This is a genomic window from Streptomyces sp. NPDC091289, assembly GCF_044757365.1.
GTDB lineage: Bacteria > Actinomycetota > Actinomycetes > Streptomycetales > Streptomycetaceae > Streptomyces.
Map to the genome: position 1 here is coordinate 1 of NZ_JBIVUT010000041.1, position 15,811 is coordinate 15,811.

Annotated in this window: 12 protein-coding genes and 2 pseudogenes; 8 read left to right on the forward strand and 6 right to left on the reverse strand. The window is 71.0% G+C overall.

Annotated features, from left to right (window positions below):
* Positions 1 to 448 precede the first annotated feature (448 nt).
* On the forward strand, positions 449 to 898 hold the full coding sequence (locus ACIQPT_RS36235; protein WP_103511197.1) for a PTS glucose transporter subunit IIA: 450 nt from the start codon (positions 449 to 451) through the stop codon (positions 896 to 898).
* Between the two features lie 76 nt (positions 899 to 974).
* Positions 975 to 2,645: a phosphoenolpyruvate--protein phosphotransferase gene (ptsP, locus tag ACIQPT_RS36240; protein ID WP_401162430.1), complete on the forward strand. Its 1,671-nt coding sequence runs from the start codon at positions 975 to 977 to the stop codon at positions 2,643 to 2,645.
* 81 nt (positions 2,646 to 2,726) lie between these two features.
* On the opposite strand, the gene ACIQPT_RS36245 is transcribed toward ptsP, so the two are convergent.
* Entirely contained in the window at positions 2,727 to 3,662 is a 936-nt protein-coding gene (locus tag ACIQPT_RS36245) for a hypothetical protein (RefSeq protein WP_401162432.1), read from the reverse strand.
* Positions 3,663 to 3,725: 63 nt separating this feature from the next.
* Positions 3,726 to 5,717 carry an acetoacetate--CoA ligase gene (locus ACIQPT_RS36250; protein ID WP_401162434.1) on the reverse strand — a complete coding sequence of 664 codons (1,992 nt, stop codon included), beginning with the start codon at positions 5,715 to 5,717 and terminating at the stop codon, positions 3,726 to 3,728.
* Positions 5,718 to 5,937: 220 nt separating this feature from the next.
* Between ACIQPT_RS36250 and ACIQPT_RS36255 the strand changes: the two genes are divergently transcribed.
* Positions 5,938 to 8,325 (forward strand): glycoside hydrolase family 31 protein, encoded by a 2,388-nt coding sequence (locus tag ACIQPT_RS36255; RefSeq protein WP_401162436.1) that lies wholly within the window; start codon positions 5,938 to 5,940, stop codon positions 8,323 to 8,325.
* Positions 8,326 to 8,343: 18 nt separating this feature from the next.
* On the opposite strand, the pseudogene ACIQPT_RS36260 reads toward ACIQPT_RS36255, so the two are convergent.
* Positions 8,344 to 8,589 (reverse strand): annotated as a pseudogene (locus ACIQPT_RS36260) (NUDIX hydrolase); the annotation flags it as partial.
* Between the two features lie 332 nt (positions 8,590 to 8,921).
* On the opposite strand from ACIQPT_RS36260, the gene ACIQPT_RS36265 reads away from it, so the two are divergent.
* Positions 8,922 to 9,059 (forward strand): hypothetical protein, encoded by a 138-nt coding sequence (locus ACIQPT_RS36265; RefSeq protein ID WP_401162438.1) that lies wholly within the window; start codon positions 8,922 to 8,924, stop codon positions 9,057 to 9,059.
* Between the two features lie 306 nt (positions 9,060 to 9,365).
* Here ACIQPT_RS36265 and ACIQPT_RS36270 read toward each other — a convergent pair whose 3' ends face one another.
* A complete protein-coding gene (locus ACIQPT_RS36270) occupies positions 9,366 to 10,859 on the reverse strand; it encodes an alpha/beta hydrolase (RefSeq protein WP_401162440.1) in 1,494 nt (497 codons plus the stop codon).
* Between the two features lie 71 nt (positions 10,860 to 10,930).
* Positions 10,931 to 11,326 carry a DUF4190 domain-containing protein gene (locus ACIQPT_RS36275; RefSeq protein ID WP_401162442.1) on the reverse strand — a complete coding sequence of 132 codons (396 nt, stop codon included), beginning with the start codon at positions 11,324 to 11,326 and terminating at the stop codon, positions 10,931 to 10,933.
* Between the two features lie 160 nt (positions 11,327 to 11,486).
* Here ACIQPT_RS36275 and ACIQPT_RS36280 point away from each other — a divergent pair, with 160 nt between their 5' ends.
* Positions 11,487 to 12,764 carry a sensor histidine kinase gene (locus tag ACIQPT_RS36280; protein ID WP_401162444.1) on the forward strand — a complete coding sequence of 426 codons (1,278 nt, stop codon included), beginning with the start codon at positions 11,487 to 11,489 and terminating at the stop codon, positions 12,762 to 12,764.
* Entirely contained in the window at positions 12,761 to 13,447 is a 687-nt protein-coding gene (locus ACIQPT_RS36285) for a response regulator (protein WP_401162446.1), read from the forward strand. Before ACIQPT_RS36280 ends, ACIQPT_RS36285 begins: the two co-directional genes overlap by 4 nt.
* 708 nt (positions 13,448 to 14,155) lie before the next feature.
* Here the strand turns inward: ACIQPT_RS36285 and ACIQPT_RS36290 are convergent.
* A pseudogene (locus ACIQPT_RS36290) lies at positions 14,156 to 14,368 on the reverse strand (transposase); the annotation flags it as partial.
* A gap of 134 nt (positions 14,369 to 14,502) precedes the next feature.
* Between ACIQPT_RS36290 and ACIQPT_RS36295 the strand changes: the two are divergent.
* Both ACIQPT_RS36295 and ACIQPT_RS36300 read left to right on the forward strand, forming a co-directional pair.
* The gene (locus tag ACIQPT_RS36295; RefSeq protein WP_401162473.1) at positions 14,503 to 15,300 is read left to right on the forward strand and encodes a M15 family metallopeptidase; all 798 of its coding nucleotides are present in this window, start codon (positions 14,503 to 14,505) and stop codon (positions 15,298 to 15,300) included.
* A 107-nt stretch (positions 15,301 to 15,407) separates the two neighbouring features.
* The gene (locus ACIQPT_RS36300) at positions 15,408 to 15,770 is read left to right on the forward strand and encodes an Mpo1-like protein (protein WP_401162448.1); all 363 of its coding nucleotides are present in this window, start codon (positions 15,408 to 15,410) and stop codon (positions 15,768 to 15,770) included.
* The last annotated feature ends 41 nt before the right edge of the window (positions 15,771 to 15,811 follow it).

Consider the following 15,811-nt stretch of genomic DNA (forward strand, 5'->3'; position numbering starts at 1 on the left):
GCGCTTCCCTTCGTTCTTGCGTTTCCGACTCTATCAGACTCTTTCGTGTCCGATTCCCGGTCGAAGCGGGTCAAGCGGTCCTGCTCTTTTCGCTTCCAGGTAATTCGCTTTCGCGGTTTTCCCTTTCGGCGAGTCCGACTCTATCAGGCCTTTTCCCTTGCCTTGACCACGTCCTGCGGGCATGCCGAAGAAAGGTTCAGGGTTAGGATCTGGGCTTGAAAGGTCGCCGCCGACCCCCGACTCAAAGTCGCGTTGGGGTCAGGCAGGAGTACGACAGTACAGGCCGCCGGGGATCGAGGCAAATCGTTTCTGGTGCACCCCTAGGTCCGCCAAGCGGTAGGTCTCGGGCGGAACCGGGACTTCATATGACTTACCCTGCTGAGCAGTACGCCGTCCCCCATCAGTCGCGGCGGCGACACCAGAATCTCCACCCCCTGGGAGGCTCCCCATGACCAACGTGACGTCCCCTCTTGCTGGACGCGCCATCGGACTCACCGCGGTTCCCGACCCGGTCTTCTCCGGCGCGATGGTCGGTCCCGGCACCGCCATCGACCCCGTACGCGAGCCCTCCGAGGCCGTGTCCCCGGTCGACGGCATCGTCGTCTCCCTGCACCCGCACGCGTTCGTCGTCGTCGACGCGGACGGCCACGGGGTCCTGACGCACCTCGGCATCGACACCGTCCAGCTCAACGGCGAGGGCTTCGAGCTTCTCGTGAACAAGGGGGACACGGTGACCCGGGGCCAGAGCATCGTGCGCTGGGACCCGTCCGCGGTCGAGGCCGCCGGCAAGTCACCCATCTGCCCGATCGTGGCCCTGGAGGCCACCGCCGAGTCGCTCTCCGACGTCCGTGAGGACGGGGACGTGAAGGTCGGCGACACGCTGTTCGGCTGGCAGTAGCGCCTCGCGCGCAGTGACAAGCCAGTTGCACAACCACCGCGGTGACTCGGTCGCCGCACAACCGGAGACGGGTGAAATGGAGACAACGCTGCGAGGCGTCGGCGTGAGCCACGGTGTGGCCATCGGCGAGGTTCGGCACATGGGTACGGCGGTGCTGGAGCCGCCCGCCAAATCGATTCCCGCCGAGGAGGCCGGTCGCGAACAGGGGCGCGCCAGGCAGGCGGTGGAGGCGGTCGCCGCCGATCTGATCGCGCGCGGCAACTTGGCCGGCGGCGAGGCACAGCATGTGCTCGAGGCGCAGGCCATGATGGCTCAGGACCCCGAGCTGATGTCCGATGTCGACCGGCGCATCGCCGTGGGCAGCACCGCCGAGCGGGGCGTGTACGACGCGTTCGCCGCGTACCGGGCGTTGCTCGCCAATGCCGGGGAGTACCTGGCGGGGCGGGTCGCGGACCTCGACGACGTACGGAACCGGATCGTGGCGCGGCTGCTCGGTGTGCCGATGCCCGGCGTGCCGGACAGCGACGAGCCGTATGTGCTGATCGCGCGCGACCTGGCGCCGGCCGACACCGCGCTGCTGGACCCGACGCTGGTGCTCGGCTTCGTCACCGAGGAGGGCGGGCCGACCAGCCACAGCGCGATCCTGGCGCGGGCGCTCGGTGTTCCGGCCGTGGTGGCGCTGCCCGGCGCGGGTGAGCTGGCCGAGGGCACGGTCGTCGCGGTGGACGGCAGCACGGGTGAGATCTTCGTGAACCCGAGCGCCGAGAAGCGGGAGAAGATGGAGAGCGCCGCTGCCGCCCGTAAGGCTGCGCTGTCCGCATCCACCGGTCCTGGTGCGACCTCCGACGGGCACAAGGTGCCGCTGCTCGCCAACGTCGGCGGCCCGGGCGATGTGCCCGCGGCGGTCGAGGCGGGGGCCGAGGGCGTCGGGCTGTTCCGGACCGAGTTCCTGTTCCTCGACGACAGCAAGCAGGCTCCTTCCGAGGAGAAGCAGATCGCGGCCTACCGCGCGGTGCTGGAGGCGTTCCCCGAGGGGCGTGTCGTCGTACGGGTGCTGGACGCCGGGGCCGACAAGCCGCTGGACTTCCTGACGCCGGCCGACGAGCCGAACCCGGCGCTCGGCGTCCGTGGGCTGCGGAGCCTGCTGGACCACCCCGAGGTGCTGCGTACCCAGCTGACCGCGCTGGCGAAGGCCGCCGAGGGTCTGCCGGTGTACCTGGAGGTCATGGCCCCCATGGTGGCCGACCGTATCGACGCCAAGGCGTTCGCGGACGCGTGCCGCGAGGCCGGGCTGCGGGCGAAGTTCGGCGCGATGGTGGAGATTCCGTCGGCCGCTCTGCGGGCGCGGTCGATCCTCCAGGAGGTGGAGTTCCTGTCGCTGGGCACCAACGACCTGGCGCAGTACACCTTCGCGGCCGACCGTCAGGTGGGCGCGGTGTCGCGGCTCCAGGACCCGTGGCAGCCCGCGCTGCTGGATCTCGTGGCGCTGTCCGCCGACGCGGCCCGTGCCGAGGGCAAGAGCTGCGGTGTGTGCGGTGAGGCCGCGGCCGATCCGCTGCTGGCGTGTGTGCTGACCGGGCTGGGTGTCACCTCGCTCTCCATGGGTGCCGCGTCCATTCCTTATGTGCGGGCCACGCTGGCCAAGTACACGCTGGCGCAGTGCGAGCGGGCGGCGAACGCCGCCCGTTCCGCCGACTCCGCCGACGAGGCGCGCAGCGCCGCTCAGGCGGTGCTGTCCGGCGAGTAGCCGAGGCAGGTGCGTTCAGCAGGAGGGGCTTTCCGCCGGGTGGTGGGGAGCCCCTCCTGCTGTGTGGTGTTGTCCGGCGTCTCAATGGTGGGGTTCCGCCGGGTCGGCTCCGATGTCGAATCCCGCGCAGTATTCGACGCCGGATTCCGGGGAGACGGGCTCTCCGGTGTCCGCGTCGGTGCAGTAGGCGTTGAAGACCTCGCCGGCGGTGAGCGGGGCGAGAGCGCCGTGGGCCAGTCGCCAGCCGTGGACGCGGTCCGGGCTGTCGGGGGCGCTGGTGCGCAGGACGACTCCCCCGCGGGATTCCATGGCGATGGCCACCGCGAGGACGGTGGCGAACTCCGCGCCCTCCGCGCTGTCGAGGCGGGCCGGTCCCGCGGTGTCGCGGTGGGTGTGGAGCACGGCCAGGAGCTGGTCGCTCTCCGTCGGTGTGCTGCACACCAGGTGGTGGGTGCCCGGTCCCGCCGTTTCCAGCAGGCGCATGAGGAGGTGCGAGGCCCGGTCGAAGGCCGCGCGTCCGATGTCCTGGCCGCAGTCGGCGCAGGCGCCGAGGTCGGCGAGGAGGAGGGTGGCGTACTCCCAGGTGGCCTGGCGGACCGCGCGGGTGACGAGGACGGGGATGAGGTCGCTCAGGTGTTGGCCGGTGTAGGCGACCGTGGCTCCGGCGGCGGCGATCTCCGCGGTGAAGCGGCTGCGGCTCGCGCCGCTGTCGGCGTCGAGGCCCGATTCGGCGCAGAACTCCGCGTAGTCCTCCGGGTCGAAGAGGGCGACGGTGGTGTGCACGCCCTGGGCCGCGAGCGCCTTGAGCAGGCCCTCGACCTGCTGGAGGTAGACGGTGTGGTCGTCGAAGGCGAAGGTGCGGTAGCGCCGCATGGCCGCGAAGTCCTGTGCGTCGGCCAGCAGGCCGATGGTGCTGGGTGCTTCGCGGCGCAGCGTGCGGCGCATGGTGGTGCCCTGCTGGGTGCGGGGCTTCGTGGTGGGTGTGGAGCTGTGCTCGGTGTGGCCGGTCTGCGCCATGTGTCCCCCTGTGCGCGGTGAATCCTTGCTCACTCAGCGTAATCAGGGGGACTGACAGTGGCGTTACGCGCGGCGGCTCGCGGCCAGTTCGGCGTAGAAGTGGAGGAGGTCGAGGTTGTCGACGGAGCCCGGGTTGACCGCCTTGGCCAGGTCGGTTCCCTGGAGCAGGCGCTTGACCGGAACCTCGATGCGCTTGCCGGTGAGGGTGTGCGGGATGCCGGGGACCTCGATGACCTCGTCCGGTACATGGCGCGGGGAGAGGTTCTCGCGGATGGTCTGCTTGATCGCGGCGCGCAGGTCGTCGTCGAGGGTCGCGCCTTCGGCGAGGTGGACGAAGAGCGGCATCCAGTAGCCGCCGTCGGGTTCCTCGATGCCGATGACGAGGGATTCGCGGATCTCGGGGAGCCTCTCGACGGCCTCGTAGATGTCGGCGGAGCCCATGCGGACGCCCTGGCGGTTCAGGGTGGAGTCGGAGCGGCCGTGGATGACCACCGAGCCGCGGTCGGTGATGGTGATCCAGTCACCGTGCCGCCAGACGCCGGGGTACATGTCGAAGTAGCTGTCGTGGTAGCGGCTGCCGTCGGGGTCGTTCCAGAAGCGGATCGGCATGGAGGGCAGCGGGTTGGCGACGACGAGTTCGCCGACCTCGCCGATGAGGGGTTTGCCTGCCGGGTCCCAGGACTGGAGGTCGGTGCCCAGGCAGGGGGCCTGGAGTTCGCCGATGTGGACGGGAAGCGTGGGGACGGCTCCGGCGAAGCAGCTGCAGACGTCGGTGCCGCCGCTGACCGAGGCGATCCAGAGGTCCGCTCCCCTGTCGGTGAACTCGTCGTGCAGCCAGCGGAAGCCGTCGGGAGGGAGCGGGGAGCCGGTGGTGGCGACGCACTGGACGCGGGAGAGGTCGAAGTCGCGGCCGGGGTGGATGTCGGCCTTGCGGCAGGCCATGACGTACGCGGCGGAGGTGCCGAAGAGGGTGGCGCCGGTCTGTTCGGCGATCCGCCACTGGGCGCTGACGTCGGGGTAGCCGGGGCTGCCGTCGTACAGGACGACGGTGGTGCCGGTGAGGAGGCCGGAGACGAGGAAGTTCCACATCATCCAGCCGGTGGAGGTGTACCAGAAGAAGCGGTCCTCGGGTCCGAGGTCGCAGTGCAGGCCGAGCTGCTTGAAGTGTTCGAGCAGGATGCCGCCCTGGGACTGGACGATGGCCTTGGGCAGGCCGGTGGTGCCGGAGGAGTAGAGGACCCAGAGCGGGTGCTCGAAGGGGACCTGCTCGAAGACCGGCTCGGTGTCGGCGGAGGTGAGGGCGGCCCAGGCGAGCGCGCCTTCGGGGGCGTCGGTGCCGAGCAGCGGGATGTGGACGACGGCGCGCAGGGTGGGCAGTTCGCGGCGGAGTTCGGCGACGGTCTCGGTGCGGTCGTGTTCCTTGCCGCCGTAGCGGTAGCCGTCGACGGTGAACAGGACGACGGGCTCGATCTGCTGGAACCGGTCGAGGACGCTGCGGGCCCCGAAGTCGGGGGCGCAGGAGGTCCAGACGCCGCCGACCGCGGCGGTGGCGAGGAAGGCGACGACGGCCTGCGGAATGTTGGGGACGTAGCCGCTGACGCGGTCGCCGGGGGTGACGCCGAGGGCGCGGAGTTCGGTGGCGAGCGCGCCGACCTGGCGGCGGAGTTCGGCCCAGCTGACGGGGGTCTGGGTGTGGGTCTCGTCGACGTACAGCAGGGCGGGGGTGTCCGCGCGGGACGGGTCCTCGGCGGTGCGCAGGGCGTGTTCGGCGTAGTTGAGGGTGGCGCCGGGGAACCAGGTGGCGCCGGGCATGGCGCGGTCGCCGAGGACGCTCTCGTACGGCGTGGAGAAGCGGATGTCGAACCATGCGGCGACGGCGCGCCAGAAGGTGTCGAGTTCGTCGATGGACCAGCGGTGCAGCGCCGCGTACCCGCCGTCGGCCGGGGCGCCGTACCGGGTCGCGGCCCAGTTCTGGAAGCGGGTGACGGCCGCGGCCTCGATGCGGTCGGGGCCGGGCTGCCAGAGCGGGGCGTCGTCGGGCGTGGCTGCGGTCATGAGGGCTGCTCCCTGGCTGTACGGGTACGCGGGGGTGGGCGTGTCGGTGCCGCACGGGCCGGGGTGTGCGCGTGAGCGGCTGACACGGACGATGCCATGTGATCGTCTTCGGCACCAGGGTGGCCCCTGCGTGAGGGGTTCCGTCCCTTCCCGGCCGGACCGGGTGAACGGGAGTTGAACGGAAGGTTCTGCGGGTCGGACGGGTGGCAGGGTGTGCGCCATGGACGGTCGTGACCTGGTGCGTCGGGTGAGGTTGGTCGGTTCGGTGCGGGGGCTGCGCACGGTGCGTTCGGCGTGGCGGCGCCGGTCCGCGGACGCTGCGGCGCTGCCGGCGCGCGGGGCGGAGCGGGCCCGGGTGCCCGGTGCGCTGACGGGTGCGGAGCCGGGGCCCGGCGGGGGTGTGGTGCGGTTCGCCCGTTCGGAGCTGCGCATCCGGGTGTCAGTGGGCGGTGCGGTGTTCTGGGCGTGGGACGGGGCGGATCCGCTGCCGTCGTACGCGGTGCCGGGCGAGGCTCCCGCGCCGGATCCGCGGGCGGAGCTGGAGCCGGACAAGGACGGCGGCTGGCAGGTGGTGTCGGAGCGGCTGACGGTGGTGGTGTCGCGGACCGGGGCGGTGGAGCTGCGGACGCCGGGCGGGCTGCTGTTGCGGCGTGAGCTGCCGCCGCGCTGGTGGGAGCCGGTGGGCGGGGGTCCGGTGCGGTGGGTGCAGCGCTCGGAGGTGCCGGCGGACGCGCGGTTCTTCGGGCTGGGCGGCCGGGCGGGCGGGCCCCGGTTGCGGGACGGGGTGTACGGGCTGTGGAACACCGATCCCGGGGGGCGGTTCGGGCCGGGGGACGATCCGCTGTATCTGACGATGCCGGTGCAGGTGGTGGTGTCGGACGCGGGGACGCATCTGGTGTTCCACGACAACAGCTGGGCGGGGCGGGTGGTGCTGCGGGAGGGCGAGGAGGGCGCCGGCTCGGGGCATGACCGGCCGGGCACCTGCGAGGTGCGGATGGAGGGCGGGCCGCTGCGCTGCTGGGTGGTGGCGGGGACGCCGGCCCGGGTGCTCCAGGGGTGGACGGCGTTGACGGGTGCGCCGGCGCTGCCGCCGGCCTGGGCGCTGGGGCCGCAGCACGCCCGGTGGGGGTTCGGCAGTGAGCGGGAGGTGCGGCGGGTCGCCGCCGGGTACCGGGAGCGGGGGCTGCCGCTGTCCGTGCTGCATCTGGACATCGACCACTACGACGCGCACCGGGTGTTCACGGTGGATCGGGAGCGGTTCCCCGATCTGCCCGCGCTGGCGAAGGAACTGCGCGAGGACGGGGTGCGGCTGGTGTCGATCGTGGATCCGGCGGTGAAGGCGGAGCCGGGCGACGCGGTGTTCGACGGGGGCCGGGCGGTGGGTGCGCGTGGGGCGTACGTCCGGGACGCGCGGGGGCGGGTGGTGGTCGGGGAGGTGTGGCCGGGGGCCTGCGTCTATCCGGACTTCACTGATCCGCTTGTGCGGGATTGGTGGGGATCTCTGTACGAGGAGCGGCTTGCGCAGGGCTTCTCGGGGGTCTGGCACGACATGAACGAGCCGGTGTCGTTCGCGGCGTTCGGGGATCCTTCGCTGCCGCGTTCGGCCCGGCATGTCCTGGAGGGCGCCGGTGGCGATCATCGCGAGGCGCACAACGTGTACGCGCTGGCGATGGCGCGGGCGGGTCATGAAGGGCTGCTCCGGTTCCGTCCGGAGGAGCGGCCGTTCCTGTTCTCGCGGTCGGGCTGGGCGGGGATGCAGAGGTACGGGGGCACCTGGTCCGGTGATGTGTCGACGGGGTGGCCGGGGCTGCGGGCGTCGTTGTCGCTGGTGGTGGGGCTCGGGCTGTGCGGGGTGCCGTACTCGGGTCCGGATGTGGGCGGGTTCGACGGCTCCCCGTCGCCGGAGCTGTATCTGCGGTGGTTCCAGCTGGGCGCGTACCTGCCGTTGTTCCGGACCCATGCGGCGATCGACGCGGGACGTCGGGAGCCGTGGGAGTTCGGGCCGGAGGTGCTGGAGCACGCGCGGGCGGCGCTGGAGGAGCGGGAGCGGCTGCTGCCGTACTTCGTGACGCTGTCGCACGTGGCGCGGCTGACCGGTGCGCCCTATGTGCGGCCGGTGTGGTGGAGCGCGCCGGGCGACCGGGCGCTGCGGGAGTGCGAGGACGCGTTCCTGCTGGGCGACGCGCTGCTGGTGGCTCCGGTGCTGGAGCCCGGGACACGGCGGCGGGCGGTGCGGCTGCCCCGGGGGCGGTGGTACGACACGGTGACCGGGCGGGCGTACGAGGGTCCGGGCCAGGTCCTGGTCGACGCTCCGCTGTCCCGGGTGCCGGTGCTGGTGCGGGCGGGCGCGGTGCTTCCGGTGCGGGGTGCGGACGGCGGCCCGGAGCTGGAGGTGTGGGCGCCCGCGCCGGGGCGTACGGGCGGCGGGCTGGTGGTGCGGGACCCGGGCGACGGGTGGGCTGAGGCGGAGGTCGAGCGGTATGCGACGCGCTGGGAGGGCGACCGCGTGGTGGTGGAGCGGGACGGTGCGGAGGGCCGGGTCGGGTGTCCGGTGCGGGTGCGGGGTGCGGGAATGGGGACGGGGGCGGAGGCGGAGGCGGAGGGGTAGAGCCTGCCGGCCGCTGTGTCATCGGCCGTGGCGTCCCGCGAGCCAGGCGTCGGCGGCTTCCGTGTGCAGGGGGAAGGCCAGGGGGCGCGGGCCGTACAGGATCTCATAGCCGGACGTCTCGTCGGTGGGGGCCGAGGGCGGGAGGCTCGCGAGGGGGCGGGCCGGGAGGAGGCCGAAGACCAGGAGGTGGCCGTCGGTGTCGCTGAGCGCGTCGGCGAGACGGACGTCCTGTTCGGCGGCCTCGATGCCGGTCTCCTCGCTTATGGCTGCACCTTCTCGTGTCTCAACGAGAGGCTTGCTATGCCTCCAGAGCACATGTCTCACGAGACGCGAGGACGACTTGCCCCAGCACGAAGCACCTGAAGCCGTGGCCGCACTGCACCGCACCAAGAGCCAGTTGGCGACGGTTCCAACATGGGATCTTGACGCCATCGGGGTACTCCAGCGCACCGGCGTCACCGAACGCCAGCCGTTCCACCTCGGCCCTGACGGCAAATACACGGTCGAGCGCCCCCTCCAGCTCGGCACGGCCCTCGCCGGTGCCGAGCCCGTGTTCCTGGAACAAGGGGGGCCTTCGTCCGGCCGGGCCCCTGCCCGTGATCGCACCTCGAGGCGATTTCGACTACGGCGCGGTGCCACAGCCGCAGGAACAGATCGACACCGCCGTGAACGAACACGGCAGCTTGATCCTGGACGCCGGAGGGATCACGTTCATCGACTCCGAAGGAACCTGACATGGCGGCGGGAACCCAGGGCACATCCAGGGCCCATGAGAGCCGAAAATGCCGGTGATCAACGGCAACTACTGAAGGTGGTTTTCGCTGATCACCGGCCGGATTGAGACACCGGATTGAGACAAAGGAGCAGGTCAGGGGATCAGGATGATCACTTGCTCCACGAGTGGCAGGGCCTTGCGTCCCGATGCCACGAGGCAGGACATCAGCTGCACTGCCTAGTGTGGCCCTGACCTGCTGCTTTACTTGATGCGCCCGACGGGTTCTCGGAAACATTCGTGCATCCGGGATGCCCCGGGGGCCAGGTTAGGGAGATTGCGGCGCTCGGCAGGTCAGGTCCTTGGCCGGGAGCCTGCCTGTGGTCAGGTAGAGCGTGGCGCTCCTGTCCGCGCAGGAGTTGGTGCCGTTGACGATGTGCCCCTCCCCGCCGGCGACGGTGACCATCCGGGAGCCGCGCAGGGCCCGGTGCATGGCCTGGCCCTCGGCCAGGGGCGTCGCGGGGTCCCACTCGTTCTGCAGGATGAGTGCACGGACCGTGTTTTTCACCGGTGTCCTGGGCTCGCTGCCCGGCTTCCAGAAGGCACACGGCTTGATGTTGGACTCGAAATCGCCGGACAGCGGATATCGCGTGTTGTCGCGGATCGCGTCGCGGCGGTACTGCTCCGGGTCGCGCGGCCACGACGTGCGGGTGTCGGCGCAGAGGACCGCCCAGGCGCTCGCGGCGTTGTTGTCCGAGGGAACGTCACGGGCGGACACCGGCGGGAGAGGGCTCGGGGCCGGCGTCTTGCCTTCGGCCGCCTTCTTCAGTCCGGTGACCCATGAGGCGGCTTCTCGGACGCGGGAGAACATGGCGCGCTGAGCGCGGATGGCGTCACTGGTGAAGAGTGTCCCGCCGTAGTCGACGGGTTCGCGGTCGGCCCGGGCGATGAGGTCCCAGAAGGTCTTGCGTACCCCGGCCGGGGTACGGCCCAGCTCGTACGTCGTGTGGCGCCGGGCGGTCCATTCGGTCCATCGTGTGAAGGCGGGCTCGGCCCTCGCCGCCATCGCCTGGAACATGCCCCGCCCGTACCGCGCGGGGTCGGTCGCGCTGTCCAGCACGAACCGGTCGGTTCGCCGGGGGAACATCTGCGTGTAGACGGCGCCGAGGTAGGTGCCGTAGGAGAACCCCAGGTAGGAGATCTTCTCTTCTCCCAGCACCGTGCGGATGACATCCATGTCGCGAGCGGTGTTGCGGGTGGTGAGGTGGCGCAGTGTGTCACCCGCCCTGGCCCGGCACTTGTCTGCCACCGTACGGGCCCACTTGACGTCCTTCGCGAAGGTCTCGGCCTTGTACGGGCGCTCCACGTCCTGTTCGTCGTCGGTCAGACCGCAACTGACGGGTGAGCTGCGCCCGACACCCCTCGGGTCGAACCCGATGAGGTCGTAACGTCTGTTCACTTCCTCGGGGAGGTTCACGTCCGAGTCGACAGGCATGTTCAGGCCCGGCCCGCCGGGGCCGCCGGGGTTGAGCAACAGAACGCCGCGACGTTCCTTTGCCCTTGCGCTGCTTGCCTTCAACCGGGATATCGCGATGTCGATCTTCTTGCCGCCGGGGTCGCTGTAGTCCAGCGGCACCTTGAGAGTCGCGCACTGATAGGTAGCGGGGTTCTTCGCATCGCAGCGCTGCCACTGGGGCTTCTGTTGCGCGTAGTGCCGCAGAGGGGCCTTGACCGCAGATGCAACCGCAGCTGGTTCAGATGTGGCAAAGGCCGTTGTGGGTGTCAGCGCCGAAACGAAAGTCGCCACGGTGCCGACGGCCATGAGCGATGCTGTTCGTGTGTTTCGCACAATGATGCTCGTCCTTGCTGGGGAGACTGCGAATCGCCCGCCGGTCAATTTCCGGTGAGCTGCTGGTGGACGCACTGCTTGTACTGCTGGAAGCTGTCGGGCTGGTAGCACTCCTGCGTCTTGTCGGCGTACCAGACGAAGAAAACGGCGACCAGGACGGACACCACGATCGCGATGGACGACGTCACCACGCCGGTGATGGACATGCCCCGTCCTGCGCCGGTCCGCTTGGTCGTCTTCAGGGCGATGAGGCCCAGGACCAGGCCGATGACTCCGAGCAGGCCGCCGATGAAGACGATCGAGGTGCTCAAGCCGATGAGGCCCAGCACCATGGCGGCCCCGGCCAGGCCGTTCTTGCCGCCCCGAATGCCGTGGCCGGGGCCGGGCGCATACGGGTCCGCCCCGGCAGCCCAGGTCGATGCTGTGTGATTCGGCGACATCTCTATCCCTTGCGTGTTCATCGGCCGTCCTTCCGGTCAACTGCTCAGGGCACGATCCTGGCTTCCGGGGTCTCGGGTGCGCATCGCGGGAAAGCGGGAAAAGGAGCTCCCTCGATCGGGGGAGGCCCCCGGTGAGCCGCCCGGTCATACTGGCCGAATCATGATCAAGGGAATCCGGCCGCTGCTGCGCGGCTCAACGTATTCGGGCGTGCTGTTCGCCTACTGCGGCGCGATGGCGAGCCTTCCACTGCTGCCTTTCGCGATGCTGCCGGCGCTGGCCCGGCCATCCGCTCCCTATGGAATGCAGATGGTTCTGACCCTGCTGGTCTGGGCAGCGCTGATAGGCATGGTCGGGCTGGCCCGCACCACGCGGCGGGCGCTGATCGCGTTCGCCCGTCGACTGCTGAGGGTGCCGTTGCCGGATCCCGTGGCCGCGTCGGCTCCAGCCGTCTCGGGCCCCGCCACGCCGTCCGGCGTCGATCGCCTGCGGACTCCGCTCTGGCTGCTGCTGCACGTGGCGCTGGGGTGGGCGGGGGCGCTGACGAGCGGCGTGCTGGTCATCGCGGGCCTGACTCTCCCGGTGGGCCGGTTCCGTGCCGAGGCGGAGCTGAGTCTGTTCGGCTGGTCGGTGCGGCCGGAGTCCGGCTGGCAGAGGTGGGCGGCAGCGCTCGGCTGCGTGCTGCTGGCGGCGGCCGTGTGCGTGCTGGTGACGAGCGCCCTGCGGTGGTTGGCGCCGAGGCTGTTGGGGCCGTCGTCGGCCGAGCGGCTCGCGCTGGCGGCCGAGCGGGAGCTGCGGCTGGCCGAACGTAACCGGCTGGCCCACGAGTTGCACGACTCGATCGGGCACACGCTGACGGCGACCACGATCCAGGCGGCAGTGGCGGGCGAGGTGCTCTCCGCTGATCCGACGGCTGCGCGGGCTGCCCTGCGCAGCATCGAGGAGTCGGCCCGGGGCGCGTTGGAGGACCTGGACTACGTGCTGGGCGTGCTGCGCGAGGAGAAGGCGCAGACAGCACCGACCCGGACCTTGGCCGACCTGCCCGAGCTGCTGGACCGGTTGCGGCACGCGGGCGCGGTGGTGGAGCCGGAGCTGTCGGGCGAGTTGGCGCAGGTCCAGGGGACGCTCTCCCGCGCGGCGTACCGAATCCTGCAGGAGGGATTGACGAACGCGTTGCGGCACGGGGCGGGCGGTCCGATCGAGGTCCGGGCGGCGGCCGCGGCGGATGGACTGGAGCTCAGTGTGGTCAACCGGACCAGGTCAGGGGCGGGCGCGGGAGCGGGAACGGGCACCGGGCCCGGTGTCTTCCCTACGTCCGGCCACGGCCTGCCCGGGCTGGCCGAGCGGGTGCGGCTGCTGCACGGTGAGATCGAGGCCGGCCCGGACGGGCCGCAGCACTGGCGGTTGGCAGTCCGGCTGCCGGTGCGGTTCTCGGCATGACCGGCTCCGACACGAGCGAAGCCGTCACTCTCCTGATCGCGGACGACGACGAGGTGACCCGCAGCGGCCTGCGCATGTTGCTCGCGGCACGGCCGGGGATCACGGTGGTCGGGGAGGCCGCCGACGGCGTCGAGGCGGTCGAGCAGGTGCGGCTGCTGCGGCCGGACGTGGTGCTGATGGATGTGCGGATGCCGCGTCTCAACGGGCTGGAGGCCACCCGGCAGCTCCTTGCCGATTCGGCCGGTTCGGCCGAACCGCCGAAGGTCGTGGTGATCACCACCTTCGAGAACGACGGCTACGTCACCGCCGCGCTCAGCGCGGGGGCCAGTGGGTTCGTGCTCAAACGGCTTCCGGTCCAGCAGATCGCGGAGGCGGTACGGGTGGTGGCGGCGGGAGAGACGATCCTCTTCCCGGCGGCACTGCGCCGGATGGTCGCCGCCCGCCCGCTGGGCTCCGCCGAGGCGTTGCCGAGGGCGGCCCTGACGGGGCGGGAGGAGGAGGCGCTGCGGTTGATGGCCACCGGGCTGTCCAACCCGGAGATCGCACGGTCGCTCACGGTGAGCCTGGAGACGGTGAAGACGCACGTCGGGAACGTGCTGACCAAGCTCGGCGCGCAGAACCGGACCCACGCGGTGGTGATCGCGTACGAGTCCGGTCTGGTGGTGCCGGGCTTCTCCGGCTGACCCGGTGACCCGGTGACCCGGTGACCCGGCAGATTACCCAACGCGAGCAAGTCGGCACGTCAGCACGTCGAGGGAGAAGGCGCCAAGCCCCGCCGTCAGCGCACGTCGCTGCCGAAGTGGGCCAGGGCGGTGTCGGTGACCAGGGTCGGGGCGCGCAGGGGCGGGAGGTCGTCGACGCCGAGCATGCGGATGAGGCGGCAGGCGGGGATCCGGCGGCCATCTGCTCGTTGCAGGCGATGATCGGCGGGCGATCGAGGTCTCCGACCATCAGGACGGTGGGCACGGCCAGTTCGGCGGGGCGGGAGTGGACGGGCGGATCGTCGCGCCGGAACGCGTGCTCGGTGATCCAGCCCGGGACCGCGCTCCTCACCTGTGCCACGACGGCCTCGTCGGCGCCGGCCGCCGCCCACTCGCGGAGCGTGAACGCGAACGCGACCAGGCCGTCCACATCACCCGCCGCCGCCGGCGCGTCCGCCTCCGCGCCCTGGAGGGCACGAACGGCACCGCCTCAAATCCGCTCGTGCTGAACACGCCCGGCACCACCGGGCGTTGGTGTTGCGAGCCCTGTGCCTACCGGCCGGGCAGTCATCACCAGCATGCGCTCCTCGCGCTGGCGCGGGCCCGCCGGGGCACGGTGATGATCGCCCCGAACGGTGTCGCCCGCCAGAGCGCCGCGGCCCTGCGCGAAGCCGGCGCACAGATGGCATGCTCTGTGTTCGTCTTCGGGTCACGCCAGGAGATGATGTTCTCGCTGGTGAGGCGTCGGGCCATGAGGTCGGTCATGGCCATGTGGATGACGGCTTCGGAGCGCGTGGGCAGGGTTTCGTAGTCGCGGGCCAGGCGGCGGTGGAGCATGAGCCAGCCGTAGGTTCGCTCGACCGCCCACCGCTTCGGGATCGGGGTGAAGCCCCTGCTCCCAGGCTACGTACCGGGGTGGCTGCGGGGCGGTCGGGGAAGGGCTGTCGCCGGGTTCGGACACGGGCGGACCGCATCGGACCGCCCGCGTCCTTTCCCGCAGGGTGCCCGAGCTGATAGACGGTGTGCCCATGACAGGAATGCGTACCGCTCTCCGTGCCCTGGCCGCCACGGCCGCCGCCCTCCTCGCCGTCACCGCCCTCTCCCCCGCGGCGCAGGCGCGCCCCGAACCGCGAGCTCCCGAGGAGTTCGTGGCGCTGCGCTCGGTGGACCCGACGATCATCCAGGAGATGCGTTACACCACGGCGCACACGTTCATGGGTGAGCGGGTGGACGGCTACCGGCAGCCGGTCTGCATCCTGACCCGGCCCGCCGCCCGGGCCCTGCACCTGGCGCAGAAGCGGCTGTTGCGCCAGGGGTATTCGCTGAAGGTGTACGACTGTTACCGGCCGCAGCGGGCAGTGGACCACTTCGTGCGCTGGGCGAAGGATCTCGACGACCAGGTGATGAAGGACGAGTTCTTTCCGCTGGTCGACAAGGAGCGGCTGTTCGAGGACGGTTACATCGCGGAGAAGTCCGGCCACAGCCGGGGCAGTACGGTGGATCTGACGCTGGTCCGGCTGCCGGCTCCGCCGACCCGGCCGTACCGTCCCGGCGAGCCGCTGTCCCCCTGCTTCGCGCCGAAGGGTGAGCGATTCCCCGACAACTCGGTGGACATGGGCACGGGTTACGACTGCTTCGACACCTTGTCGCACACGGACGATCCCCGGATCCAGGGGCTCCAGCGCGCCAACCGGCAGTTCCTGAAGCGGACGTTGACCGAGGTGGGGTTCGTGAACCTGCCGGAGGAGTGGTGGCACTTCACGTTCAAGCCCGAGCCGTTCCCGGACACCTATTTCGACTTCCCGGTGCACCGCCGGTCGGTGGGCAGGTCCTGAGGAGAACGGGCGACCGGGACCACCCCCGTGGGCTCCGGCCGCCCGTTCTTCATTTCGGACGCGAAAGGGGCGTGTTCGGTTGCCGATCGGGCGACTACGGTGCCCGTATGTCACAGCAGACGTTCGATTCGTACGAGGAATTCTGGCCGTACTACGTCGCGATGCACTCCCGAGCCGCCACCCGCTGGGTCCATCTGACCGGCACGCTGACCGGGCTCGCGATCTCCGCCTACGGGCTGGCGCGGGGCCGGAAGCGCTACCTGGCGGCCCTGCCGCTGATCGGGTACGGCACGGCGTGGCCGGCCCACTTCCTGATCGAGAAGAACAACCCGGCCACGTTCGGGCATCCGGTGTGGTCGCTGCGCGGGGACGCGCAGATGATCCGGACGATGCTCGCGGGCCGGGACGCGGAGCTGGCGGAGACCGCGGCGAAGTGGCTTGCGGAGAACGGGGAGGACGGGCGGGACTGAGGAGAGGCCGGCGGGCCGGACCCCTCGCCGGGGAAGAGTGT